Genomic DNA, 26,002 nt, shown 5'->3' with positions numbered 1-26,002 from the left:
TTTGTCTACAATCTTCTAGGTAATTAACGTTAATTCTTTATTGATATCCTGATATAAGCTATGTATAACTTTACTACTGTAACCAAAATCAATAGGAAGAATAGACTCCGTTGTTACCGAGAAGTCAATTGCTGTGTAGTATGGTCTCACCATAATTATTGTTGCTACAATAAAAGCTTTTCTTCCTTTTTTCACTTGTAAACTAATTTCTCCATGTTCTTTCGACATTGCGTGAACTTCGTAAGCAGAAGACTTTTCAAAGAAATCAACAAGATATTGGAACCCTTTGTCTTTAGTTATTTTGTAATAATGGGTTTGAAGTGACGGGTCCCAGTGTTTTTCACTTGTTTCAGCTTGATTACCAAAATATTTATTTACCTTCTGACGTAAGCCTATTTTTCTCACCTCATTGGGATATCGATTTTTCGTATAGTATTACTATTTTATCATGATTTTGATAAATCCTCTAATAGAAGAGAATGGAAAGTATATTAATAGAAGGAATTAATTTTGAAAATAATAACTGTACGACCAGAGGAAAAAATACATAACTTGTGAAAGCTTAATATAAACCATTATGTTTTTTAATTTTTATTAAATAATTTTAGCCCAAAAAACAAAGGGTTGATGCTCCCTATTTAGAACATTCAACCCAGATTAATTATAAAACTTTTTGAAATTGATTTACTTTAATTGGCCCCATGCCTCTAGGTACTTCAACCTTCTCACATGAATCGGACTCAAGTGCTTCTGCTATATATTCAGCTGCAACGTTAGGATCAATAATATCTCCACAAGTATACACGTCGATGCTTGCATAACCATGCTCCGGAAAGCTGTGTATTGTTAGATGTGATTCAGAAATGATAACTACCCCACTAACACCATGAGGAGCAAATTTATGAAACGCAACCTCCCGTATTTCCGCTCCAGCTTTTAATGCTGCATTTACAAATATGCGCTCAATTAATCCCATATCATTTAACTTTTCAATATTGCATCCCCATAGTTCTGCAATGACATGTCTTCCTATTGTATCCATAGGAATCCCCCTCTTATCAAATTTCTTCCTAAACCATGATTTCTGCCACGGGGGAAAGTTAGTCCGATGAGGTCCTAACCCTTTAAGCAGAACGAATACTATTCAGGAAGTACAACGAAAAGTATAAACGGTTTTTGTGACTTTTGCAATATATTTTAAGAAATAAAGAGTATTGATCGCGATATACAATTATCATGATCAATACTCTTGCTAAAGTTATAAGATTAAGAGATTTTAACTTGTTTTTGATGTAGATAAGATCCTACATATCTTGCTAAATCCACAACTCGTTTTGAATAGCCCCACTCATTATCATACCATGCTAAAATCTTTATTTTATTGTTTTCCATTACAATTGTAGATAAGCCATCTATAATTGCGGAAAATTCAGTTGTTGTGTAGTCAATGGAAACTAACGGCTCTTCACTATATTTAATAATTCCATTTAATTCACCTTGAGCAACCGTTTTAAATACTTCATTTACTTCTTCAACTGTTACAGCCTTCTCGATATCCACCACAAGATCTACAAGAGAAACATTTGGTGTTGGAACCCGAAGCGCCATTCCATGTAATTTTCCGTTTAAATGTGGCATTACTTCTCCTAGTGCTTTTGCCGCACCAGTTGATGTAGGAATAATAGACTGCGTACAACCACGTGCACGACGTAAATCCTTGTGAGGATTATCAATATTTTTTTGGTCATTCGTAAAAGAGTGCACGGTTGTCATTAGTCCGTTTACAATGTGAAAATGATCGTCAATTACTTTAGCTATAGGAGCCAGGCAATTGGTTGTACAAGAGGCGTTTGAAATAACGTCATCCTTATCTGGATGATATGTTTCCTCGTTTACTCCCATTACAATTGTATTATCTACTTGCTTACCTGGTGCTGTTATAACGACTTTCTTTGCTCCAGCTTTAATGTGAAGACCTGCTGTTTCTTTCGTCTTGAATTTACCAGTTGCTTCGATAACTACATCGATATTCAATTCTTCCCATGGAAGCTTTTCAGGTTCTCGAGAATTTACTATTTTAATTTGTTTTTGATTTATTTCCAGGCCATTTTCAAGCGCTTTTACATCCCCTTGAAAAATTCCGTGGACACTGTCATATTTAATTAGATGGGCAAGCGTTTCCGGAGGATAGCTTGCGTTTATTGCAATAACCTCTAATTGATCATCATTAATCGCTTGACGAAATACCATTCTGCCAATACGGCCAAAACCATTAATAGCAATTCGAGTTTTATTCATTTAAGGTCCTCCTATATGTGTTACACTTATTTGTCTTTTATATTAATTAGTATAACATATTAAACTTAAGATGTGACCTTTAATTTTGCTTTTAATGCATGTTTAAGTATTCATACAATTGCGTTAAATAAGTGATCCCTTTTCTTTGTTAAGAACAAGCAAAAATGGATGTAATGCAAATGTTTAAGTATAAGTTTTCTTTCCCATAATTTTATTTTCTTCGCAATAGGAGTAAACTGCGACATAATTAAAAATATAGAGGCTGCGTAAACCGCCGCTACGGGGAAATATTCCGCTTTCCGCGGGCGGCCTGCGAGCCTCCTCGAACTTCACTAACGTTCCGTTCTGCGGGGACTCGCTAGTCTCGCTTTTCCCGCTGGAGTCTACATATTTCCCCTCCGCTAAAGACTGTATTCTAGCTCTTTAAAATAGAAAAGCCATTCCAATTGATTGGAGTGGAAGGCGGCGACTCCTGCCGGAATAGCATGAGGCGAAGACCCTGGACGGAGCGTAGCGAAGGAAGCGGCTGAGGCCATGCCGGCGGAAAGCGTCCGCCTGAAACGCAAATCAATGGGTGCTTCCTCTGTAAAATTAATTAATCCATCTAAAACAAGTTAACTCGCAGTCTATCTATTTTGCGAATTACTGTGAAACACAATTTTCTTTCGACCACAAAAAAAGCCGGGGAATCCCGACTTTTTAAATAACCTTCCAACTTTTTAAGAGTTTCTCCAATTGTTCATATGTTTCAGACTTCGCCCCGTTATTATTTATAACAGCGTCTGCTAATGCTGCTTTCTCTTTAACAGGCATTTGCGATTGGATACGCTGTAAGGCTTCTTCTTCAGAATAGTTATCTCTTTCCATTAATCGCTTAAGCTGTACTTCTTCGTCCACAAATACAACAACTGTCTTATCAACAAAATGAGTTAATTTACTTTCAAATAAGAGTGGAATATCTAAAACTACACATTTTGAACCAGCCTGTAGAAAGCCATCTCTTCTCTGAATCATTTTTTCACGTACAGCTGGATGGACAATACTGTTCAATTTTTTTCTTTTTTCTTCATCAGCAAAAATGAGAGCACCCAATTTTTTTCTTTCAAGGGACTTATCCTCTCTTAAAATGTCTTTTCCAAACGCAGCAATGATTTGTTCGTAAGCTTTTTCCCCCGGTTTGACTACTTCACGCGACAGCTTGTCCGCATCAACTACAGGAATATTATAATCATCAAACATAAGGGAGACAGTACTCTTCCCACTTGCTATACTTCCTGTTAAACCTAACGTTAGTGCCATTTCAAACTCGCCTCCTAATTTTTTTGACATGTAGGACAAACATGAGTGCCTCTTCCGCCTACTTTCAATTTTACAATTGGCTTTCCACATGTTTTACATGGTTTATTTTCCTGCCCATATACAAAGAGTTCTTGTTGGAACATCCCCATCTGTCCCTGGCCATTCACATAGGAGCGAATTGTTGTACCACCTAGTTTAACTGCTTCTGCAAGTGTACTAATTGCAGCTTCCTGTATCGCCTTTATTTCTTTCTTGGTTAGTTTACTTGAACGTTTCAAAGGATGAATACCTGCTTTAAATAATGTTTCATCAACATAAATATTACCCAAGCCAGCGAGTATTGACTGGTCCAATAAAGCTGCTTTTATCGTACGGTCTGTCCGCTTTAGCTTGGAATAAAAGTAGTCAAATGTAAAAGACTCTTCAAATGGGTCAGGACCCAATTGATTTAAAGGTTTCTCATTTAGTTCTTCTCCGATAGGGTAAACATGCATTGTGCCAAATTTACGCACATCATTATATCTCAGCTCGTCACCGTCTTCAAAATAAAAGACAACATGTGTGTGCTTTTTTACTGGCTCAATCGGTTTATTAACACTATATTTTCCTTCCATTCTTAGATGGGAAACCAGATAGTAATTATCCAATTGAAACATTAAAAAATTTGCCTTTTCTTTTTACATCACGAATGGTTTGACCAGAGAGAATATGCTTGAACTCCTCTACATCGTCTGGCTGCTTAATAATTTTTGCCCAATACACGTCGACTTTTTCAATTTTTTTATTTAGTACTAAATTTTTTAGTGTCTTTCTAATTGTTTCAACTTCTGGCAACTCAGGCATCTTAATTTTTCTCCTTACTTAGCATCGAACCAGCTATTACCATAGGCATAGTCTACTTTTAAAGGCACGACTAAATCTACCGTATTTTCCATAATAGCAGGTACTATTTCTTTTAATTGCTCTAACTCTTCTTTTGGTGCTTCAATAATTAACTCATCATGAACTTGGAGTAGCATTCTAGCTTCCAAACTCGTTTCCTTTAATTTTCCATCCAAATCAATCATCGCTTTTTTTATAATGTCTGCAGCACTTCCCTGTATCGGTGTGTTCATTGCTGTACGTTCAGCAAAGCTTCTTAAATTAAAATTTCTACTCGTAATTTCCGGTAAATATCTTCTTCGATTCATTAATGTAGTTACAAATCCTTTTTGTTTGGCTGCGGAAATAATTTCATCCATATATTGCTTCACACCTGGATAACTTTCAAAATAGCGTTCAATAAATTGCTTTGCCTCTTTACGGGTGATCCCCAAACTCTGAGAAAGCCCATAATCACTAATACCGTATACAATTCCGAAATTGACCGCTTTCGCATGGCGCCGCATGTTTGAGGTTACTTCTTCTCTTTCCACGTGAAATACGTCCATAGCTGTCTGTGTATGAATATCTAAATTATTATTAAATGCGTCAATCAATTTTTCATCTTTAGCAATATGGGCTAATACGCGAAGTTCGATTTGTGAGTAATCGGCTGCAAACATAATCCAATTTTCCTTGGCAGGTACAAAAGCTTGTCTAATTTTTCTACCCTCTTCCAACCGTATCGGAATATTTTGCAGATTAGGCTCAATCGAGCTCAATCTTCCAGTCTGTGTCAATGCTTGATTAAACCTCGTATGGATCTTATGTGTTTCTTTGTCCGTAACTTTTATTAACCCCTCAATATACGTGGATTGAAGCTTGCCTAGTTGTCTATATAGCAAAAGCTTTGGAATAATTTCATGCTCTTCTTCCAATTGCTCTAACACATCTGCAGCTGTTGAATAACCTGTCTTTGTTTTTTTGATCACAGGCAGCTTAAGCTTTTCAAATAAAATTGGTCCAAGCTGCTTAGGTGAATTTAGATTAAAGTTTTCACCGGCCAATTCATAGACTTCCTTCTCTAATTCAGTTAAACGTTGTTTTAAATTTGTACCCATTTCCTCTAATTTTTCTATATCCACATGGACCCCTCTGTGTTCCATTTCACCAAGAATTAAAGCAAGAGGCATTTCAAGTTCTTTACATAATTCATATTGCTGATTGTCTTTAAGTTGTTCGTCCATCTTCTCTTTCAGTACATATAAGGCGCTGGTTTTTCTAACAATGTGCTCAGCTAAGATTGCATGCTCAGGTACTTTCCTCTTCGCACCCTTTCCATAAATTTCATCGTCGAATAATACATCTTTTTTTCCCATCCGATGTGCAATTGCCGGTATTTCATGATTATTCTCAGAAGGATTTAGTAAATAAGAAGTTAACAGCATATCAAACTTAATTCCCTTGATGTGAATGTTATGTCTAAGTAAAGCCACTAATGTTTGTTTCGCATCGAAGACATACTTTTCTTGCTGGTGATTTTCTGCCCACTCTTTAAAGAAAGTAGAAGTAAGCATTGACTCTACAGTAAGAAAATAAGAACCTTGCTCATTCGTAATTCCAATTCCTTCAATATCTGCCTGATGGTAGTTATCACCAAGCATTTCAATAACCAATGCCTCTTTTCCTGTTATCATTTCCGGAGTAAGATCCTCTACGATTTTGTAGTCAATATCCTTAAGAACTTCTTTTTCCTTTTCTTCGTCTCCATTTGAACCTTCTACCTTATCTAAAAGTGAATTAAACCCAAGGTCTTTGAAGATTTCACTGACCTTGTGTGCCTCATATCCTTCATAACCTATTTTTTCAAGTGAAACATCTATTGGAGAACTACAATTAATGGTAACAAGTTCTTTGCTCATAAACGCATCTGCTTTGTGGTTAATCAATTTTTCTTTCAGTTTCTTACCACTTACCTCATCAACATGATGATAGACCTTTTCCAATGTTTCGAACTGCTTAAGTAATTTGGTTGCCGTTTTTTGCCCTACTCCAGGCACACCCGGGATATTATCCGAGCTATCCCCCATTAATGCTTTTAAATCTATAATTTGCTCTTGAGTAATTTCCATTTTTTCTTTTAAGAAAGCTGGTGTATAGCTTTCCACATCACTAATACCTTTTTTCGTAAGGTTGACGGTTACTTTATCAGATACTAACTGTAACAAATCTTTATCACCAGAGATTACGGTGACATCCCAATTTTCCTTTTTTGCTTCTTGTGATAATGTACCAATGATGTCATCAGCCTCATAATTCGGCAATTCGTAATGAGAGATTTGAAAAGCATCCAGAACTTCTTTTAATAAAGGAAATTGTTCTGATAGTTCTGGCGGAGTCTTTTGCCTGCCACCTTTATATTCTTTGTAGGTTGCATGACGAAAGGTTGTTTTCCCAGCATCAAAAGCGACGAGCATATGTGTTGGTTTTTCTTCCTCCAAAATCCGAAGCAGCATTGTAGTAAATCCATAAACTGCATTTGTATAAACACCTTTATCATTATTTAATAATGGCAATGCGAAAAAAGAGCGATAGATAATACTGTTGCCATCAATAAGAACTAGTTTATTCGCCATACACGTTTCCCTCCATCAATAATCTTTGTGTTTATTTTATCATTATGGAGGGATAAAAGAAAAAATAATAGCGCATTCTGCTAGGAGCCCAATAAGTGCGGTAAATAATATAATGCTTAAGAGACATTTATCGCCATTAATTTTCATTACAGATGAACGCTTACACACCGATGTGAATTACTTTAATCCTTAAACTAAAAAACATCCTCAAAGAGGATGTTTTTTACCATGTGTTATCTTGTGGTAGATATACTGTTATTGTTGTACCATTGTCCTGTTCACTTTCTATTTTTATATCTCCGTGATGTACTTCCACGATATGTTTTACAATGGCAAGCCCCAAACCGGTGCCACCTGTATTCCTGCTCCTAGCTTTGTCAACCCGATAAAATCTCTCAAATATTCTCGGGAGAGCTTCTTGTTCAATTCCAATACCAGTATCTTTAACTTGAATGTAAAGCTGTTCTTCTTTTAAACCAATGTCCAGGCTTACATTGCCGCCCTTAGGTGTATAGTTAAAAGCATTATCCAAGAGATTAATAATTACTTGCTTAACTCTTTCTTTGTCAGCCTTAAACTTACTTACTTCTTCCGTGTTTAAAGTTAAATGAATTTCTTTTTCTTGAGCTTGATGTTTAACTAATGGCGAAATATCTTCCATTAATTCTTCAACATTTATTTCTTCAAGTTCTAATTTAAAATCTTCCTTTTCAAGTTTGGATAAGATTAATAAATCTTCTATAAGCAACTGCAAACGATGACTTTCATTATAAATAATAGACAGAAATTCATTATGCGTATCCCCGTCTGTCAATGGTGTCTCCATTAATGTTTCAGCAAATCCTTTTATAGAAGTAATAGGAGTTTTTAACTCATGAGAAACATTAGCGACAAAATCCTTTCGCATAAGTTCAAGCTTTTTCATCTCGGTAATATCATAGATAACTAGAACTGCACCTTTAACCATATTGCGTTCATTAAAAATAGGTGCACCCACAATTTCGAGATAAAACTTATCCTTATTTTTATAGTTGGTGAAGGCATATTTTATATTTTTTTCATATAAAAAAGCCTTTTGTACCGCTTCATGGATAACTTCATTTTCTAGCACATCGTAGTATAAATATCCTCGGTAATCTTTTGGTGTTCCCCCAAACATATCTATGATTTTTCGGTTCACCAGATGAATATACCCTTTTGAATCTATTAGTATCAATCCACTTTCTGTATTATCAATGACAGTGGATAGTTGTTCTGATTGCATTTGTTCCTGTATGGACAGCTCACTTAGATTTCTGGCCAAAGCATTAATTCTTTTACTTAACTGCCCGATTGTATCATTTACAGGATGATGAAATCTAGCCCGATAATTCCCCTTCACAATCTCATCAACTGTTTTTGTCGCCTTATTAATTGGCTTCATATATTTATCATAGAAATGTAACAAAAATAACAGAAATATAATAAATTCGATCAATAAAACCGCTATTAGTATAAAAAAGTTTTCGATTACCTGGGATAGAACAAAACCAGTAGTCGTTATAACTAATAGTATTCCAATCACATAGGAGATAAGCGGTTTTGAAAACAAAGCTCTCATGATGTTGGTACCTCCAATTTATAGCCGAGTCCTCGGATAGTTTTTATGTACGTAGGTTTTTTTGTGTCTGGCTCAATTTTTTCTCTCAAATGGGAAACATGTACATCAACAATTCTGGTATCGCCAACAAAGTCGTAATCCCACACTCCACTTAGCAATTGATCACGGGAGATAACTTTTCCTTTATGTTTAGCCAGATAATGCAGCAATTCAAACTCTTTTCTGGTGAAAGTGATAATTTTATTGTGCATTTCTGCTTCATAACGTTCCGGGTAAATAATCAAATCTCCGATACGAATTGCTTGGAATACTACTTTATCTTCTTTATTTACTCTTCGTAAGATAGCCTTAACCCGAGCAATAACTTCCTTGGGGCTAAAAGGTTTTGTTAAATAATCATCAGCCCCAAGTTCCAGTCCTAGTACTTTATCGAACTCATCATCCTTAGCTGTTAACATTAGTATAGGAGTATCGATCTTATTTGCCCGCAAATATTTACAAACCTCCATACCGTCCATGCCTGGAAGCATTAAATCTAGTATAATTAGGTCATATTCAGATTCAGTTCCCTTGCTAACTGCTTCATTACCATTATAAGCTACATCTGTTAAAAACCCTGCTTTCTCCATATTAAACTTTAGTAGAGTAACGATTGATTTTTCATCATCAACAATCAGAACGTGTGGCTGCATTTCACATCCTCCATTTCTCCAAAACAATGGAATTTCTTCCGTTGACTCTATCTTACAATGAATAAGGAGGAATGTGAACATAATAACCGTTTGTAAATTTATTTTTACAAAGAAAGAAAGGATAAACTTATTAGCCTCATCCTGTTAAAAGAAATTTTCTAATGAATTGGCTATTAGTGAGTTAGGCTTGTAAGAAGGACAAACCTGTACTTTTCCCTGAATTACAATCTCCCCTGTACTGTCAAAACCGTTTACAGACATGGCTATCTGATGGTTTGGCTGATCAATTGCTATTATTTCAACGTTCAGTTTTACTTCTGTATTATGGTGAACTATCTTAGGAAATGTCATTTCATGTTGTGTAATATGACTGCCAGGACCAGGCAAGTGCATGGAAATCAAGGAGGAGACCATTCCAAAAAGCATGACAGATGGAACAATTGGTTTTTCATACGGTGTTTGTGAAGCATAATCGTGTTGAATGTATAGAGGATTTGCATCGTCAGTTAATCCTAAATAAAGTAGTAAATCTCTATCGTTAATCATCTTCACTGCTGTATAGCTATCTCCGACTCTCAAATCTTTTATCTCTTTTCCCAGCCTTCTTTTTTTACCTAACATATTCCCCACCTCCGTTAATGTAAGCGTTTTCTATTATATCAAAATCTAACCTTTTTGCCTAATAAATATGATTATGAAGTATTTCCGTACATTTTAATAGTGCCGTGCAGCGTTTACACTGAAGTTGCAAGCTCCCGCTTTACGCATAAGAACTTAGGGATTCCATTTTCCTACCTTCTAAAAAATCCTGTACCCCATTATGGAGTACAGGTCTTTTGTTCCAAGTTATTTTAAAACGTTTAGGACATTTTTTACAGAATCTGCGGATTTATCTAAAGCAGCTCTTTCTTCATCTGTCAGGTCTAATTCAATAATCTCTTCAATACCTTTGCCGCCTAATACAGTTGGTACACCAAGATATATATTAGTATAACCATACTCACCTTCAAGGTAAGCAATTGTTGGCAATACGCGTCGTTGATCCTTAAGGATAGCTTCAGCCATAACTGTGAGAGAAGCGGCTGGTGCATAATAAGCACTTCCATTTCCAAGCAACCCTACAATTTCGCCGCCACCCTTGCGCGTGCGATCAACAATAGCATCTAAACGGTCTTTAGAGATTAATTTTTCTAACGGTATACCTCCCGCATAGGAATAACGGATTAACGGTACCATATCATCTCCGTGGCCACCTAAAACAAAACCCGTAATATCTTTTACAGATAAATTTAATTCTTGTGCAACAAATGTACGAAATCTAGCAGTATCCAGAACCCCAGATTGTCCAATGACACGTTCTTTAGGAAAACCTGATTCCTTGAAGAACGTATAAGTCATTGCGTCTACAGGGTTAGATAATACGATTACGTATGTTTCTGGTGAATATTTTTTCACTTCCTGTGCAACTGTCTTCATTATTTTAGCATTTGTATTCACCAAGTCATCACGACTCATACCTGGTTTACGGGCAATCCCTGCTGTAATAATAACTAAGTCAGAATCCTTCGTTTCTTCATAATTGGATGTACCACTTATGTTTGCATCAAAGCCTTGCACAGGACTAGCTTCAAGCATATCAAGTGCTTTTCCCTTCGTTGGATCTTCCATATTTGGAATATCTACAAGAACAACATCACCCAATTCCTTCTGTGCAAGCATAAATGCTGTTGTCGCACCTGTAAATCCGGAACCGATTACTGAAATTTTGTTTCTTTTAATAGCCATCTTGGAAATCCTCCTATCTGGGAATATATTTAGTCCATATTCTTAATTAACTCATCACCAAACTCAGAGCATTTCACTTCTTTAGCTCCATCCATTAAACGAGCAAAATCATATGTTACAACTTTAGATGCGATCGTCTTATCCATTGCTTTTGTGATGAGATCTGCTGCCTCTCTCCACTCTAAATGCTCAAGCATCAATACAGCTGAAAGAATAACAGAAGATGGATTTACTTTATCCATACCTGCATATTTAGGTGCAGTTCCATGTGTAGCTTCAAAAATAGCATGTCCAGTAGCATAGTTAATGTTCGCTCCTGGTGCGATTCCAATTCCGCCAACCTGTGCAGCAAGCGCATCAGAAATATAGTCACCATTTAAGTTCATTGTAGCTACTACGTCAAACTCTTTTGGACGTGTTAGGATTTGTTGTAAGAAAATATCCGCAATTGCATCCTTAACAATAATTTTACCTGCAGCTACAGCTTCATCTTGTGCTTTATTTGCAGCATCCTTGCCATCTTTTTCTACAATACGGTCATATTCAGCCCAAGTGAATACTTTGTCACCGAATTCTTGTTCAGCTACTTCATATCCCCATGCTTTAAAAGCACCTTCTGTAAATTTCATGATGTTACCTTTATGTACTAAAGTAACACTTTTACGTCCTTCATTTAGCGCATATTCAATTGCTGAACGTACTAAACGTTTTGTACCTTCTTCAGAAACAGGCTTTACACCAATCCCGGAAGTTTCAGGAAAACGAATATTATTTACATTCATTTCATTTTTAAGGAAATCAATTACTTTTTTAACTTCATCAGAACCTTTTTGCCACTCAATACCTGCATAAATATCTTCTGTATTTTCACGGAAGATGACCATATCTACTTCTTCAGGACGCTTTACTGGAGAAGGAACACCTTCAAAGTAACGTACTGGACGAAGACATGTAAATAAGTCGAGTTCTTGACGTAAAGCAACGTTTAAGGAACGAATACCGCCACCAATTGGTGTTGTAAGAGGACCTTTAATAGCAATTTTATATTCATTTATTTTATCAAGCGTATCTTGAGGAAGCCATTCGCCAGTCTTATCATACGCTTTTTGCCCTGCGTACACTTCCATCCAATCAATTTGTTTCTCGCCATTGTAAGCTTTCTCAACAGAGGCTTCAATTACTTTCTTAGCTGCTGCCCAAATATCCGGGCCTGTACCGTCCCCTTCGATAAATGGAATAATAGGATTATTAGGTACATTCATCTTACCGTTTTCTACAATGATTTTTTCTCCCTGACTCATAATAAAACCTCCTGTAAATTTATCTGGCTAATTATTTTACATTTGTCATTATAACAAATAGAGAATACAAAGTCTTTATGCAGCAATCATCTGCAATTCGTTTATTTACTTTGTACAAGAAAGCATCCTAAAAGCCGGGATCACCGGCTTATCTTCACTATTATTTAGCGTTGTTCAATAGAAACATATTCCGGTGATTCTGGACCTACATACTCTGCGCGTGGGCGGATTAACCGATTGTTATCGTATTGTTCCAAGATATGTGCAATCCAGCCAGAAACACGACTAACTGCGAAAATAGGTGTAAATAGATCATGATCTATACCTAAGCTATGGTAAACAGATGCAGAATAGAAATCTACATTTGCTGGCAGTCCTTTGTTTTCTTTAATATAATCTTCAATTTTAACGGACATATTGTACCACTTTGACTGTCCTGTTAGTTCAGTTAATTGTCGAGACATTTCCTTTAGAAACTTCGCACGTGGATCGCCACTTCTATACACACGGTGGCCCATACCCATAATTTTTTCTTTGTTGTTTAATTTTTCTTTAATATAAGGGATAGCATTGTCTTCTTCCCCTATTTCAGTAAGCATTTTCATTACTCGCTCATTAGCCCCACCATGAAGAGGCCCCTTTAATGCACCAATTGCTGCTGTTACTCCCGAATAAATATCAGATAAAGTAGCAACACATACTCTTGCAGTGAACGTAGAAGCATTTAATTCATGATCAGCATGAAGCACTAAAGCTTTGTTAATTGCTTCAACTTCAATATCTTCCGGCTCTTTGCCATTTAACATATACAAGAAGTTTTCTGCATAGGAAAAACCCTTCTTCGGTTGAACAGGATCTTTACCCTGTCTAATGCGAGCAAACGCTGTTACAATCGTTGCAATTTTCGCTTGGATTCGTACAGCTTTTCGTTTATTAGCATCCTCTTCCATTACGTCTGCTTCTTCGTCGTATAATCCGAGAAGTGATACAGCAGTACGTAATGCTGCCATCGGGTGAACCGTGGAAAGATCATATGACCGAAGATGATTAATAACAGCTTCAGGTAAGCTCATTTCAGCTGCCAAATCTGCTTTTAATTCATCTAATTCCGACTTATTTGGTAGCTTTTGATTCCATAATAAATAAACTACTTCCTCAAAACTGGAATTTTTGGCTAGATCATCGATCTTATAACCAACATAAGTCAGTTGATCATCAATAATTGAGCTAATTGATGACTGAGTTGCTACAACCCCTTCAAGCCCTTTTGTTGTTGTCATAACAAACCCTCTCCTTTTCATAAATTGTTCATAGGATACTATCTATTCGAGACAATATATTAAAATAGTACATTGTCATCCCCCATGAACATTATAAAGTATAATGAGAGCAATGTGAATTGAAACCGATTAAATTCATCAATTAATTTATTAAACCTATCTTATTTGCTTAAAGAATAGGTATTATTTTCAGTAAGTTATAGGCAAATATTAATAATTAATGTCCTAACCCTTCTTTATGGAACATATATATGTAGAAGAAATACATTCTGTAAAATGGGGTTATTTATATGTACAAGCATTTCTTTCCACAGATTGCAAGATCTCTTATTGTCGTTTTCTTATTACTCATTCTATATACCATTATACGCTATGCAGGCTCTATTCTACTGCCAATAATAATAGCCACCATAGTTTCTCTTATTCTTCACCCTTTCGTGAGTTTTATAGAAAAAAACCTTAAATTACCAAGAATTGTGGCGACGTTTAGTGCTATTATATTAATATTTTTAATTGTGATTGGGGGAATCTTTCTTCTTGTTACAGAAGTCATTCAAGGCACAGTATATCTGGCAGAAAACGTTCCTGCATATTTTCGCCAAGCAATGCAGCAATTAAATGAATTTATTCAATTAAAAATCATCCCCTTCTATGAAAAACTTTTATCTATATTTAATAGTTTGGAAAATGGGTATCAATCTGCTATTGAAGACTACCTGAAGCAAGCAACAAGCAATATTGCTGAATCCGGTTCTGCCATGTTACAAGATCTATTACTTAAAATTCCGTCCTATTTGTCAATGCTTCCTGGCTCCATAACCATTATTATCTTTATCTTATTGGCAACATTTATTATTACTAATGATTTGGACAACCTTAAACAGATGGTGAGTAGAGCAATGCCGATGCAGTTACATTCGGTCTTCCGAGAACTTACTACCCAATTCAAAAGAACTACTCTTGGTTTTATCAAAGCCCAAATAATACTTGTAATCATTTCCGCAGTACTTATCTTTATTGGTTTAACCATTTTAAATATAAAACATGCTTTTACTATTTCTTTATTCGCAGTAGTTGTAGATTTACTTCCCTATATTGGAACAGGGCTTATTTTCATTCCATGGATTTTATTTTTATATATTACAGCCGAATATACGCTCACTATTCGTTTAGCTATACTATATATGGTGGTGATTATTGTAAGGCAAATAATCGAACCAAAAGTCTTATCGTCGAGTATCGGCATACATCCGCTAGTAGCTCTAATAACCTTATTTGCAGGTGTTCAATTATGGGGAATAATGGGGTTTATTCTTACACCTGTTTTCCTAATTGTCCTAAATGTCATCTATCAGGCAGGCGTATTGAAAAAGTTGTGGAAATTTATAAGAAGTGGCTAGTATTACCACTTCTTATAGATAATCGTCTTATTTTCAACCATTCGTTTAAGTAATTTTTGAATACTATCTTTGAACATACCACGTGTATATGGAAGAACAAGTAAAAATCCGACGGCATCTGTAATAAAACCTGGTGTGAATAAGAACACGGCCCCAGTAAAAATACAAATTCCATCCATGATATAAGTAGTAGGCATCTGTCCATTACTCATAGAGACTTGTGCACGATTCCAGGTTTCAATTCCTTGCTGTTTTGCAAGCGTAATGCCAATAATCCCAGTTAATATTATTAAAAGAACAACCCACCACGAGCCTATTAATCCACCAACCCAGATAAACACGCCGATCTCCAGTGCAGACAAAACTAATAAGGTTAGCATTAACCAACGCATGATCTCACCTCTTCTTTCCTTCAATAATTAAAGAAAAAGAAGGGAATTCCCTTCTTTTTCTTATAAAACCTTACAAGACTTTTGTATGACCTTTATATATATCTCCTTTAGTCCCATCAATAGTTATATCTTGACCATCCTCAATTGTATCAAATACATCCTTTACACCAACAATGACTGGGATACCCAAACTCAAACCAACCACTGCCGCATGGGAGGTTAGCCCGCCTTCTTCCGTAACAATACCTCCTGCTTTTTCTATAGCAGGCATCATGTCACGATCTGTGCCATAGGTAACGAGAATATCTCCTTCGTTCAACTTCTCGATGGCTTCTTTACTGTTTTTAGCACTAATTGCTTTTCCATAAGCAGTACGTCTGCCAATACCTTGACCTTTTGCAATAATATCACCGATCACATGAACTTTCATAAGATTAGTTGTACCACTTTCTCCTACAGGCACACCAGCTGTAATGATTACTCGGCTTCCGTGTTCTACCAACCCGGTACTTAATCCACGGTCAATTGCTATATCAAGCATTTCATCAGTCGAGTGAGCTTTACCTCCCATGACAGCTTGCACGCCCCACACCAAAGATAGTCTGCGGTTAACGATATCGGAAAAAGTGACAGCAATAATTGGAGCTTTCGGTCTATATTTTGAAATCATCCGAGCTGTATGTCCACTTTCCGTTGGAGTAATTATCGCACTCACTGCTAAATTCATAGCTGAATGTGTTACAGATTGGCTAATCGCATCGGTAATGGTCATGTCTACATGTTTTGACCGGTCCTTTAGGATGGAATTGTGATCAAGCCCCGTTTCTGCCTTTACTGCAATATTATGCATTGTTTGCACAGACTCTACAGGATATTCTCCTGCTGCTGTTTCCCCTGAAAGCATAATGGCGTCTGTTCCGTCAAAAATAGCGTTAGCTACATCGGAAGCCTCCGCTCTAGTAGGACGAGGGTTTCTTTGCATGGAATCAAGCATTTGAGTAGCGGTAATAACTGGCTTACCTGCCGTATTGCATTTTTTAATTAACCTTTTTTGGACTAATGGCACATCTTCCGCAGGAATCTCAACACCTAGGTCACCTCGTGCAACCATCAAGCCATCACTTACTTCCAGGATACTATCTATATTATCAACACCCTCCTGGTTCTCAATCTTAGGTATAATGTTAATATGAGTAGCATCATGCTTTTCAAGCAACTCCTGTATTTCAAGAATATCAGATGGGCGTCTCACAAATGAAGCAGCAATAAAGTCAATGCCTTGCTCGATTCCAAACTCAATATCCTTGGAATCTTTGTCTGTAATCCCAGGTAAATTAACCGACACGTTTGGTACATTAACACCTTTTTTATTTTTAATTAACCCACTATTTAAAGCTACGGTTTTTAACTCCTGGTTTTCGTGATCAATTTCTTTTACCTCTAATTCAATTAATCCATCATCCAAAAGTATTTTCGAACCGGCATGTACATCATTTATTAGGCCTTCATATGTCACAGAAAATCGCTCTGCAGTACCCTCGGTTTCTTTCATAGCTACGTAGACAGTACTGTTTCTCTCAATTTCCGCCTGGCCATTTTTGAAATTACCAGTTCTAATTTCCGGTCCCTTTGTATCCAAAAGAATTGCCACCGTTTTTCCTGTGTTTTCGGCAGCCTGCCTTATGTTTTGAATTCTTGCTCCGTGCTCCTCAAAATCTCCATGAGAAAAGTTAAGTCGGGCGACATTCATACCTGCCTCAATTAACTTCTCTAATTTTTCTACCGATTCAGAGGCTGGGCCAATCGTACATACTATTTTGGTATTTCTCATGATAAACATCCTTTCCTACACCTGTTTAGATCGAAAGCTCTTGTGATAACTTGTACATGTCTTCATTAATTGTATGTTGTTTTTTCAACACTTCGAGGATGTCGTGATCAACTAAATGATTGTTTTGAATACCAACGGTTCTACCGGCTTTTCCAGCTAATAATAAATCAACTGCATATGCTCCCAGCCTACTGGCCAGCACCCGGTCAGAAGCAGTGGGCGAACCACCTCGCTGAATGTGTCCTAGCACGGTTACACGTGTTTCCAGGCTTGTTGCTTGATGAATACGTTCACCGTACTTGAATCCGGAACCAACACCTTCGGCAAGTACAATGATACTATGCTTCTTGCCTCTTTCACGTCCTCGTTGCAGCTTTTGAATGACTTCCGAGAAATCATCCTTTCTTTCTGGAATAAGTATACTCTCTGCTCCATCTGCCAGTCCGGCCCATAAAGCCAAATCACCAGCATCGCGACCCATAACTTCTATTACATAGGTCCTTTCATGGGAGGTAGCTGTATCACGGATTTTATCAATAGCTTCAATAACAGTGTTTAGTGCAGTATCAAAGCCGATGGTAAAATCAGTCCCGGCTATATCATTATCAATTGTTCCAGGAACTCCTATACAAGGATAACCTCTCTCGGTTAGCTTTTGGGCTCCGCGAAAACTCCCGTCACCACCAATGACAATTAACCCTTCTATTCCAAACTTTTCCAGTTGTTGGATTCCCCGTGCTTGTCCCTCAGGCGTTTTAAATTCATCACTTCTGGCAGAATAGAGCATAGTACCACCACGGTGAATAATATCACCTACAGAGCCTACCTCCATTTTAAAGATATTTCCCTCCATAAGACCTTGGTAACCATATTTTATACCATACACTTCTAAATCATGAAAAATTGCTTTTCTGACTACTGCTCTAATAGCAGCATTCATACCTGGAGCATCCCCACCACTAGTTAGAACTCCAATTCGTTTCATTATTAAATTCACCTCTGTTGAGCGGATTTTCTAGTTTAATGTTCCTTACTTAAAGATAAAACGAAAACGTTAAAATAGCAATCAATAGCATATTTTAAAGGACGAATTGCGAAAGGTGGGACCACTATCTAAAGTAGATAAGGAAGAAATGATTTACTTTCAACAGAGAAAGAGACTAACAATATGTCAGCCTCTTTGAAGATCACAAGTCCATTGATTGATCTAACTTATAATCACCGATCTTCTTGTACTTTTCCCATCTTTGCTCAAGTAGTTCATCTTTTGAATATCCTTCTAATTGCTGCAACGATTTCTCCAGAACTTCATCCATATTTTTGGCCTGCTGTTCCAGATCTCGATGAGCTCCCCCTTTGGGTTCTTGAATAATCGTATCAATAACACCTAGTTCTTTCAAATCATAGGAGGTAATTTTCATGGTTTCAGCAGCTTTCTTTGCTTGCCCAGAATCCTTCCACAACAGAGCAGCTGCACCTTCCGGAGAAATAACTGAGTATGTAGAATTCTCCAACATATGAATGTGATCACCAACTCCAAGCGCAAGCGCGCCTCCACTTCCGCCCTCACCGATAACTACACAAACAATAGGAACCGTTAGTCCGGCCATCTCCATGAGGTTTCTGGCGATCGCTTCACTTTGACCACGTTCTTCTGCAGCTCTACCAGGATAAGCACCCTTAGTATCAATAAAGCAAATAATTGGTCGGTTAAATTTCTCCGCTTGTTTCATATGACGTAATGCTTTACGGTACCCTTCCGGATGTGGCATACCAAAATTTCTGCGTATGTTTTCTTTCGTACCTTTCCCTCGCTGATGGCCAATTACAGTAATAGGCTTTTCTTTATAATAAGCAATTCCCGCTACTATTGCTTCATCATCACCAAATAACCGATCACCATGAAACTCTATAAAATCAGTAAATAGATTCTCGATATATTCCAGCGTAGTTGGTCTGTCTTGGTGTCTTGCCATCAATACACGGTCCCAAGGTTTTAAATTACCATAAATATCCTCTTCCAGTTTAGATAATCTCTTTTCAAGGGTAGAAATCTCTTCAGATAAGTCAATATCACTGTCCTGTGTAAAATTCTTTAATTCAGCAATTTTTTCTCTTAAGTTGACAATTGGCTTTTCAAAATCAAGAATTTGTTTCAAGTGACTTCCCACCCTTCTGATGTAGCTGAAGTAAAGTGGATAAAACGTGCTTCAACTGATGGCGATGCACCACTTTATCCAATTGGCCATGCTTCAATTGAAATTCAGCTGTTTGGAAATCATCAGGCAATTTCTCCCGAATGGTTTGCTCAATGATTCTTCTCCCGGCAAAACCAATTAAGGCACCAGGTTCAGCGAAATTATAATCTCCTAGTGAAGCGAAACTGGCAGATACACCACCTGTTGTAGGGTGTGTCATAATAGAAACCATTAATCCGCCTGCTTCACTAAAACGTTTAATAGCAATAGATGTTTTTGTCATTTGCATTAAACTTAGGACACCCTCTTGCATTCGGGCCCCTCCAGAAGCTGTAAAAATAATAAAAGGCATTGATTCGTCCTTAGCATTTTCAATTGCGCGTGCAATCTTCTCGCCTACTACAGAACCCATAGATCCCATACGGAAGGTGGAATCCATCACCGCAAAAGCTACGCGATGTCCCTCTATTGTTCCTACTCCTGTAACCACACCTTCATTCAAGCCTGTTTTTTCACGGTCTTTTTTCATTTTTTCTTCATAGTCCGGAAAATCAAGCGGGTTACTCGTAATCAATTGCTTGTCCCATTCTTGAAAACTATTTTCATCAAATAAAGATTCAATACGATCCCAAGCGGTTAATGGATGATGATAATTACAATTAGGACAAACATTTAAGTTTTTTTTCATTTCTTTTCTATAATAAATTTTATGACATCCTTTGCATTTCTGCATTAAACCTTCGGGAACATCCGTTTTTGCCTGTTCACTTGGTATGGACGCATACTTTTTTCGCTTGCCAAAAAAATCCTTAAGCAAGATGACTCCTCCTTTTCGAACCAAACCTATAACTACAAAGCAAGCTTTAAGCTAAAAGCCTATGAAAGTTTCTGCCCTTACAACTTAGCTACACTTTTCCTTCACTATAATACATTACTATTAAAAAGACTGTCATAAAACGTCGACATCTTAAATTAATCTATTTACGAACACGTATATCTCTCAAACAAGTTCTCGATCTCTATATACACCTTTCTTTTGTATACATCAATCAATTCTTCATAAAATGAATCCACTAGTTTTTGTTCTGGCATAGTAACAGAAAATTCATCCATTAGTTGCCAAATTCGCTTCATTAATAGGTTTTCTGATTTATGAGCTAAATGAGTGAAAAAAGCTGTATGTCTTTCACTATCACTCAGATTTGGATCAGTTAACAGGCTCTCCATCTCTTGCAGATCATTTTCAGTTAACTGTTTATAGGCTAACTTAGCACATTCCTTTTCTATTATACGTTTAGAAATTAGTAAATCCTTTTTTGTGCCCTTTCCTTGCAAAATAAAAGAAGATAGAATTTCAACCGTCTGATATGGCCGATACGTACTTATAAATGTGCCTTCACCATGTTTCGTCTCTATTAATCCCAATAATTCCATTGCTCTCAAAGCTTCTCTGATTGATGATCTCCCTGCTTGAAGCCTGTCAGCCAATTCACGCTCAGAGGGTAATTTATCTCCAGGCTTTAAATCATGATGGTCAATAAATTTTCGGATTTCCTGAAGAATTTCCTGATATACTTTTTGCTTAGGTGACATGGACACTGCCATGTTTCACTCCCTTAACCCCCATTTTATTGATCAATCTGGGTTAATCTCCGTGTTTTCTCTGCGATTTCTTCAGGGTCAACGTCAATTCTTGCTACACCTGATTCCATTGCTGCTTGTGCAACACTTTTAGCAACAATTGGTGCAACACGAGCATCAAAAGGAGCTGGGATTACATAATCTTCATTTAATTCGCCATCTCCAATTAGAGAAGCGATCGCTTCAGCAGCTGCAATTTTCATTTTCTCGTTAATTCTAGTTGCTCTAACGTCCAGTGCACCACGGAAAATACCAGGGAAAGCCAACACATTATTCACCTGATTTGGAAAGTCAGATCTTCCGGTACCTATTACTCTTGCACCTGCCTCTTTCGCATTTTCTGGCATAATTTCCGGATCCGGATTGGCCATCGCAAAAATTATTGCGTCCTCGTTCATCTTCTTCACCATCTCAGGAGTTAAAGCACCGCCTACAGATACGCCAATAAACACATCCGCATCTTCCAACATTTCCTCAAGAGATCCTTCTTTTTTTGCCAGATTGGTAAATTTAGCAACATTTTCTTTCACTTCATTCATTCCATATGGGCGATCTTCAAAGATGGCTCCTTTTGAGTCACACATAATCATTTCGCGAACACCGAAGCTATACAATAATTTAATAATTGCTATTCCAGCAGCACCTGCTCCGTTTGCCACTACTTTAATATCAGAGAAAGATTTCCCTACCAATTTTAATGCATTAATTAACCCTGCTACTGTTACAATAGCTGTCCCATGCTGATCATCATGAAAGATTGGTATATTGGTTTCTTTTTTCAGACGTTCTTCTATAACAAAGCAATTGGGTGCTGCTATATCTTCCAGGTTAACGCCTCCGAATGTTGGTTCCATTAGCTTCACCGTTTGGACAATTTCTTCAATATCATGGGTATTCAGACAGATAGGAAAGGAATCTACTCCTGCAAAACTTTTAAACAAGACAGACTTCCCTTCCATTACAGGTAGCGCTGCTTCAGGACCAATATTACCTAGACCCAATACAGCGGATCCATCACTGACGACTGCAACCATATTTCCCTTCATTGTATAATCATATACTGTTTCTTTACGTTCATATATTTCTTTACATGGTTCAGCCACACCTGGAGAGTAAGCAAGGCTCAAATCCTTGGCATTTCGAACCGGAATTTTTGAGTTTGTTGTTAATTTCCCTTTATTTACTTTATGAATATGCAATGCTTCATCTCTTAAGCTTGCCATTTCAATTACCACTCCTTATCCTATATCTGATTGTATTTTTAATAATTATATACGCACGTAAAGTGGTCAGACCACCCTTAACTTCTTAATTATAACAGATGGTATTTATGTGTAAAGTATTGATTACTTACTCTTGTTATCTAAAACTACACAAGTTTTTCCAAAATGGTCCACCATTTCATTTATACATTCTGTTGTTGGATGAATGGCAACATTTTTTAATTGGTATGTTATTCGGTCTTGTTCCAAATATACTAAAATTGGCGTAGATCCAGGAAATCGTTTCGCTATTTTTTTAATAAGCGCTAACCCTTCTTCTTTATTATGGGGAGAGAGCTTTATAAATAGCCTCCGATTATCGACATGCGGAAGATCTGCTTCTTCCAATGGCTTTATATCTGCAAGCACCCATTGTAATCTTCCGTTTCTGTTTTCTATCTTACCTGTTACAGAAACCAACTGTTCCTCCTTTATCCATCTGCTAACAGCTCGATATAAATCTGGAAACATAACCGCCTCCATTTCTCCTGTCTCATCGCCTAACGTCAGAAACGCCATGGAGTCTCCGCGTTTTGTCCGTATCACTTTCATAGATTGGATGACTGCTCCAGCTTTGCTATTTCTTCTTCCAACCAACTGTTCTGCCTGAAGTAGTGTAGTGAATCCTCCCTGCTGCAGTTTATTTCGGTAATTTTTAAGTGGGTGACTTGATAGGTATATTCCTACCAGTTCTTTTTCATCTGTCAATTTTTTAAATTGACTAAAGTCTTCGATGTCCACATAATTAGCTTCCAATTCCAGTTTATCCTGGAATAAGCTGGGTTGATCATTAAACTCCCTGAAGAGGTCTCCCTGTTCCAGTGCCTGATCTATGGATGCAAGCAGACTTGCCCGATTTTCATATGTTTCATCAAAAGCTCCAGCCATAATAAGATTCTCCAATATTTTTCGATTAATAATTTTCAACGGTACCCGCATGCAAAAATCGAATAAGTTTTTAAATCGTCCATCTTTTCGTATCCGGACAATCTCTCTAACAACTTGATTGCCGATTCCTTTAATACTTAACAGGCCAATTCGGATTTTATTACCTTCAACAGAATACTTTCCAAAACTGCGGTTTATGGAAGGAGGCGCAACTTCCACTCCCAGCCCTTTTATTTCTTTTATATATTGCTGGATTTTTTCTTGCTGACCAGCAATAGAGCTTAATAACTCTGCAAAGAAATGTGCAGGAAAATGTGCTTTAAAATAGGCCAGTTGATATGAAATTTTACTGTAGGCTACTGCATGGCTTCGGTTAAACCCATAATTGGAGAACTTTACAATCCAATCAAAAATTTCTTCTGCGACTGATTTATCATACCCATTAGACAGACACCCTTTAATAAACGCTTCTTTTTGCTTCCCCATAACTTCCTGTTGTTTCTTACTGACGGCCCTTCGTAAAATATCAGCCTCACCAAGCGTAAAACCAGCAATCTGATGCGCTATTTGCATAATTTGTTCCTGATATACTAATACACCATACGTTTTGCTTAAAATGGGTGCAAGATCAGGATGTGGATAAGTAGTTTCTTCCAGTCGGTGCTTCCTGTTAATATAAGTAGGAATATAATCCATTGGGCCTGGACGATACAAAGCATTAACCGCAACGAGGTCTTCGAATTCAGTAGGTTTCAATCGTTTAAGTACTTGTTGCATACCTTGAGATTCAAATTGGAAAACCCCGTTCGTTTTCCCTGCTTGTAGGAGGTGAAACGTCTTTTCATCCTGTTCAGGAATACGTTCTAGATCTATTTTCTTTCGATTGAAGTAGTAAATGGATTCCTTCATTTTTTCTAAAAGCGTAAGATTTCGCAGTCCTAATAAATCAATCTTCAATAATCCTACTGCTTCTAAATCATTCATTGGATATTGTGTTAGAAGACCTTCATTTGCACCAACTGTTAAAGGAATATGTTCCATGAGCGGTTCTTCGCTAATTACAATACCTGCTGCATGTGTAGAAATATGTCTTGGAATTCCTTCTAGTTTTGTAGCTATAGAAAACAAAACCTTTAACTTTTCCGATTGCTTCACATACGCTTTAAGCTCGTCTGATTCATTGATAATATCGACGATTCGTTTATGTCCTTGGAGATGTTTTAAAACAAAGTTACTATCTTCTTGTCCAATATTAAGTGTTTTTAAGAGTTCCCTAATTAATGATCTTGCTGCAAAAGTTCCAAATGTAATGATTTGCGCAACATGCTTTTCACCATATTTGTCTTTTACATAATCAATGACTTCATCTCTTCTTCTATCCGAAAAGTCTATATCAATATCCGGCATTGTTACTCTTTCAGGGTTCAGAAATCGTTCAAAAAGAAGATCAAAACGGATCGGATCAACATCAGTAATGCCGAGTACATAGGCTACTAACGACCCAGCAGCCGACCCTCTTCCCGGACCAACCAAGACGTTATTCCTTTTTGCATATGCAATAAAATCAGATACGATTAAAAAATAATCGCTGAATTCCATGGATTTAATGACTTTTAGTTCATAAGTTAATCTTTCAGTTATTTCTTTTGTAATTGTTTGGTATCTTCTATCTAATTGATTCCAACACTCCTTTTCCAAATACGTATGTACATTTTCATTAACTGTCAATGGATAGGCTGGAATCATCCGCTTGTTAAAATCAAAGGTTACCACACAGTTATCACTAATTTGCTTATTATGCTTATATGCCTCAGGCCAATTCTGTTGGAACAACCCCAACATCTCTGAAGGTGATTTTAAATAACGTTGTCTTACTTGAGGTCCCGACAACCGCATGTCCCATTCGTTCCCCTGTTTCATCGCCTGTAAGCAATCAAACGCCACATCATCTTTTTCATTTAGGTAACGAACATCTTGTAATGCTACAACGGGAAAGGGTTGGATCTGGTAAAAATGATGAAGCTTATCGTTAATGCTTTTCTCATCCTCCGTGCCATGATCTTCAATTCCAATATAAAAACTCTCCTCTGGAAAAACAGCCTGTCTAGTTTCCATATAGGAATAAATATCGGGGTCCTCTTTCTTTATTAAAGAAGTAAGTTGTGAATGGGCAGCAGGAATAATCCCAAACAATTCATTGGTATAGTGAGATAGTTGCTCTAAGGTTATATGGCTACTTTTATTCTCCTGCAGGAGTGTACTAAGCTTCATTAAATCTTGATAGCCAGTATTATTTTTGGCTAATAAGATACAGTCCTCCAAGGAGTCGTCTTCTAACAGTATGCTTGTCACCATACCAATGATCGGCTTTATTCCCTGCTGCACACAAGCTTTATAAAAAGAGACAGCACCGTACAACACATTTTCATCTGTTAAGGCAAGTGTCTCAAACTGAAGTTCTTTTGCTTTATTTACTAATTTATCAATGGTTATGGTGCTGTTCATCAGGCTATAACCTGTTCTCACCTGTAAATGAGTGTATGACATAATATCCCGCCTTCAAATTCTCTACCTTCTATTATAACAATCTCCAGAGAACATGCATACGGTTTGCCTGTTAGATTATCATAACCGTTCT

20 protein-coding genes and 1 pseudogene are annotated in these 26,002 nt (G+C 37.0%); 1 reads left to right on the top strand and 20 read right to left on the bottom strand.

The window, feature by feature from the left end:
• Positions 1-15 precede the first annotated feature (15 nt).
• From X953_RS08250 to citZ, 12 genes and pseudogenes are all read right to left on the bottom strand, one after another.
• A complete protein-coding gene (locus X953_RS08250) occupies positions 16-396 on the bottom strand; it encodes a hypothetical protein (protein WP_040957044.1) in 381 nt (126 codons plus the stop codon).
• A gap of 265 nt (positions 397-661) precedes the next feature.
• The gene (gene speD, locus X953_RS08245) at positions 662-1,042 is read right to left on the bottom strand and encodes an adenosylmethionine decarboxylase (protein ID WP_040955143.1); all 381 of its coding nucleotides are present in this window, start codon (positions 1,040-1,042) and stop codon (positions 662-664) included.
• Positions 1,043-1,266: 224 nt separating this feature from the next.
• Positions 1,267-2,298 carry a glyceraldehyde-3-phosphate dehydrogenase gene (locus tag X953_RS08240; RefSeq protein WP_040955142.1) on the bottom strand — a complete coding sequence of 344 codons (1,032 nt, stop codon included), beginning with the start codon at positions 2,296-2,298 and terminating at the stop codon, positions 1,267-1,269.
• Between the two features lie 699 nt (positions 2,299-2,997).
• The gene (coaE, locus tag X953_RS08235; RefSeq protein WP_040957043.1) at positions 2,998-3,597 is read right to left on the bottom strand and encodes a dephospho-CoA kinase; all 600 of its coding nucleotides are present in this window, start codon (positions 3,595-3,597) and stop codon (positions 2,998-3,000) included.
• Between the two features lie 14 nt (positions 3,598-3,611).
• Positions 3,612-4,440: pseudogene (mutM, locus tag X953_RS08230) on the bottom strand (DNA-formamidopyrimidine glycosylase).
• A gap of 14 nt (positions 4,441-4,454) precedes the next feature.
• Positions 4,455-7,094, bottom strand: a complete 2,640-nt coding sequence (gene polA / locus X953_RS08225) for a DNA polymerase I (protein ID WP_040955141.1) — start codon at positions 7,092-7,094, stop codon at positions 4,455-4,457.
• A gap of 223 nt (positions 7,095-7,317) precedes the next feature.
• A complete protein-coding gene (pnpS, locus tag X953_RS08220) occupies positions 7,318-8,694 on the bottom strand; it encodes a two-component system histidine kinase PnpS (RefSeq protein ID WP_040955140.1) in 1,377 nt (458 codons plus the stop codon).
• Positions 8,691-9,386: a response regulator transcription factor gene (locus X953_RS08215; RefSeq protein ID WP_040955139.1), complete on the bottom strand. Its 696-nt coding sequence runs from the start codon at positions 9,384-9,386 to the stop codon at positions 8,691-8,693. Before X953_RS08215 ends, pnpS begins: the two co-directional genes overlap by 4 nt.
• Before the next feature lie 144 nt (positions 9,387-9,530).
• Entirely contained in the window at positions 9,531-10,007 is a 477-nt protein-coding gene (locus tag X953_RS08210) for a MaoC/PaaZ C-terminal domain-containing protein (protein WP_040955138.1), read from the bottom strand.
• Between the two features lie 225 nt (positions 10,008-10,232).
• Positions 10,233-11,171 (bottom strand): malate dehydrogenase, encoded by a 939-nt coding sequence (gene mdh, locus X953_RS08205; protein WP_040955137.1) that lies wholly within the window; start codon positions 11,169-11,171, stop codon positions 10,233-10,235.
• A 29-nt stretch (positions 11,172-11,200) separates the two neighbouring features.
• Positions 11,201-12,472, bottom strand: coding sequence for an NADP-dependent isocitrate dehydrogenase (icd, locus tag X953_RS08200; RefSeq protein ID WP_040955136.1), 1,272 nt, complete (start codon positions 12,470-12,472; stop codon positions 11,201-11,203).
• Between the two features lie 164 nt (positions 12,473-12,636).
• Entirely contained in the window at positions 12,637-13,752 is a 1,116-nt protein-coding gene (gene citZ, locus X953_RS08195; protein WP_040955135.1) for a citrate synthase, read from the bottom strand.
• Positions 13,753-14,042: 290 nt separating this feature from the next.
• On the opposite strand from citZ, the gene ytvI reads away from it, so the two are divergent.
• Complete coding sequence (ytvI, locus tag X953_RS08190) at positions 14,043-15,152, top strand: sporulation integral membrane protein YtvI (protein WP_040955134.1); 1,110 nt, start codon at positions 14,043-14,045, stop codon at positions 15,150-15,152.
• 2 nt (positions 15,153-15,154) lie between these two features.
• Here ytvI and X953_RS08185 read toward each other — a convergent pair whose 3' ends face one another.
• The 8 genes from X953_RS08185 to dnaE all read right to left on the bottom strand — a co-directional run bounded on the left by X953_RS08185 (position 15,155) and on the right by dnaE (position 25,911).
• Positions 15,155-15,544, bottom strand: a complete 390-nt coding sequence (locus X953_RS08185) for an FxsA family protein (RefSeq protein WP_040955133.1) — start codon at positions 15,542-15,544, stop codon at positions 15,155-15,157.
• A 70-nt stretch (positions 15,545-15,614) separates the two neighbouring features.
• Positions 15,615-17,375 carry a pyruvate kinase gene (gene pyk / locus X953_RS08180; protein ID WP_040957042.1) on the bottom strand — a complete coding sequence of 587 codons (1,761 nt, stop codon included), beginning with the start codon at positions 17,373-17,375 and terminating at the stop codon, positions 15,615-15,617.
• 25 nt (positions 17,376-17,400) lie between these two features.
• The gene (gene pfkA, locus X953_RS08175; RefSeq protein ID WP_040955132.1) at positions 17,401-18,360 is read right to left on the bottom strand and encodes a 6-phosphofructokinase; all 960 of its coding nucleotides are present in this window, start codon (positions 18,358-18,360) and stop codon (positions 17,401-17,403) included.
• Positions 18,361-18,562: 202 nt separating this feature from the next.
• Entirely contained in the window at positions 18,563-19,534 is a 972-nt protein-coding gene (gene accA / locus X953_RS08170) for an acetyl-CoA carboxylase carboxyl transferase subunit alpha (RefSeq protein WP_040955131.1), read from the bottom strand.
• Entirely contained in the window at positions 19,518-20,390 is an 873-nt protein-coding gene (gene accD, locus X953_RS08165) for an acetyl-CoA carboxylase, carboxyltransferase subunit beta (RefSeq protein ID WP_040955130.1), read from the bottom strand. The genes accA and accD overlap by 17 nt, the downstream gene beginning before the upstream one ends.
• A gap of 164 nt (positions 20,391-20,554) precedes the next feature.
• On the bottom strand, positions 20,555-21,178 hold the full coding sequence (locus tag X953_RS08160; RefSeq protein ID WP_040955129.1) for a FadR/GntR family transcriptional regulator: 624 nt from the start codon (positions 21,176-21,178) through the stop codon (positions 20,555-20,557).
• 23 nt (positions 21,179-21,201) lie between these two features.
• Positions 21,202-22,437, bottom strand: coding sequence for an NADP-dependent malic enzyme (locus X953_RS08155; protein WP_040955128.1), 1,236 nt, complete (start codon positions 22,435-22,437; stop codon positions 21,202-21,204).
• A 123-nt stretch (positions 22,438-22,560) separates the two neighbouring features.
• On the bottom strand, positions 22,561-25,911 hold the full coding sequence (gene dnaE / locus X953_RS08150; protein WP_040955127.1) for a DNA polymerase III subunit alpha: 3,351 nt from the start codon (positions 25,909-25,911) through the stop codon (positions 22,561-22,563).
• Positions 25,912-26,002 lie beyond the last annotated feature (91 nt).

Origin of the sequence: Virgibacillus sp. SK37 (genome assembly GCF_000725285.1) — a bacterium.
Classification (GTDB): domain Bacteria; phylum Bacillota; class Bacilli; order Bacillales; family Amphibacillaceae; genus Virgibacillus_Q.
This window is presented reverse-complemented; position numbering and strand designations above follow the sequence as displayed.

Excerpts from the sequence above, each read along its gene's own strand:
- citZ (WP_040955135.1), bottom strand. The coding sequence starts at position 13,752 with ATGACAACAACAAAAGGGCTTGAAGGGGTTGTAGCAACTCAGTCATCA.
- icd (WP_040955136.1), bottom strand. The coding sequence starts at position 12,472 with ATGAGTCAGGGAGAAAAAATCATTGTAGAAAACGGTAAGATGAATGTA.
- X953_RS08215 (WP_040955139.1), bottom strand. The coding sequence starts at position 9,386 with ATGCAGCCACACGTTCTGATTGTTGATGATGAAAAATCAATCGTTACT.
- pfkA (WP_040955132.1), bottom strand. The coding sequence starts at position 18,360 with ATGAAACGAATTGGAGTTCTAACTAGTGGTGGGGATGCTCCAGGTATG.
- X953_RS08155 (WP_040955128.1), bottom strand. The coding sequence starts at position 22,437 with ATGGCAAGCTTAAGAGATGAAGCATTGCATATTCATAAAGTAAATAAA.
- speD (WP_040955143.1), bottom strand. The coding sequence starts at position 1,042 with ATGGATACAATAGGAAGACATGTCATTGCAGAACTATGGGGATGCAAT.
- polA (WP_040955141.1), bottom strand. The coding sequence starts at position 7,094 with ATGGCGAATAAACTAGTTCTTATTGATGGCAACAGTATTATCTATCGC.
- ytvI (WP_040955134.1), top strand. The coding sequence starts at position 14,043 with ATGTACAAGCATTTCTTTCCACAGATTGCAAGATCTCTTATTGTCGTT.
- coaE (WP_040957043.1), bottom strand. The coding sequence starts at position 3,597 with ATGGCACTAACGTTAGGTTTAACAGGAAGTATAGCAAGTGGGAAGAGT.
- pnpS (WP_040955140.1), bottom strand. The coding sequence starts at position 8,694 with ATGAGAGCTTTGTTTTCAAAACCGCTTATCTCCTATGTGATTGGAATA.
- X953_RS08185 (WP_040955133.1), bottom strand. The coding sequence starts at position 15,544 with ATGCGTTGGTTAATGCTAACCTTATTAGTTTTGTCTGCACTGGAGATC.
- pyk (WP_040957042.1), bottom strand. The coding sequence starts at position 17,375 with ATGAGAAATACCAAAATAGTATGTACGATTGGCCCAGCCTCTGAATCG.
- X953_RS08160 (WP_040955129.1), bottom strand. The coding sequence starts at position 21,178 with ATGGCAGTGTCCATGTCACCTAAGCAAAAAGTATATCAGGAAATTCTT.
- mdh (WP_040955137.1), bottom strand. The coding sequence starts at position 11,171 with ATGGCTATTAAAAGAAACAAAATTTCAGTAATCGGTTCCGGATTTACA.
- dnaE (WP_040955127.1), bottom strand. The coding sequence starts at position 25,911 with ATGTCATACACTCATTTACAGGTGAGAACAGGTTATAGCCTGATGAAC.
- X953_RS08210 (WP_040955138.1), bottom strand. The coding sequence starts at position 10,007 with ATGTTAGGTAAAAAAAGAAGGCTGGGAAAAGAGATAAAAGATTTGAGA.
- X953_RS08240 (WP_040955142.1), bottom strand. The coding sequence starts at position 2,298 with ATGAATAAAACTCGAATTGCTATTAATGGTTTTGGCCGTATTGGCAGA.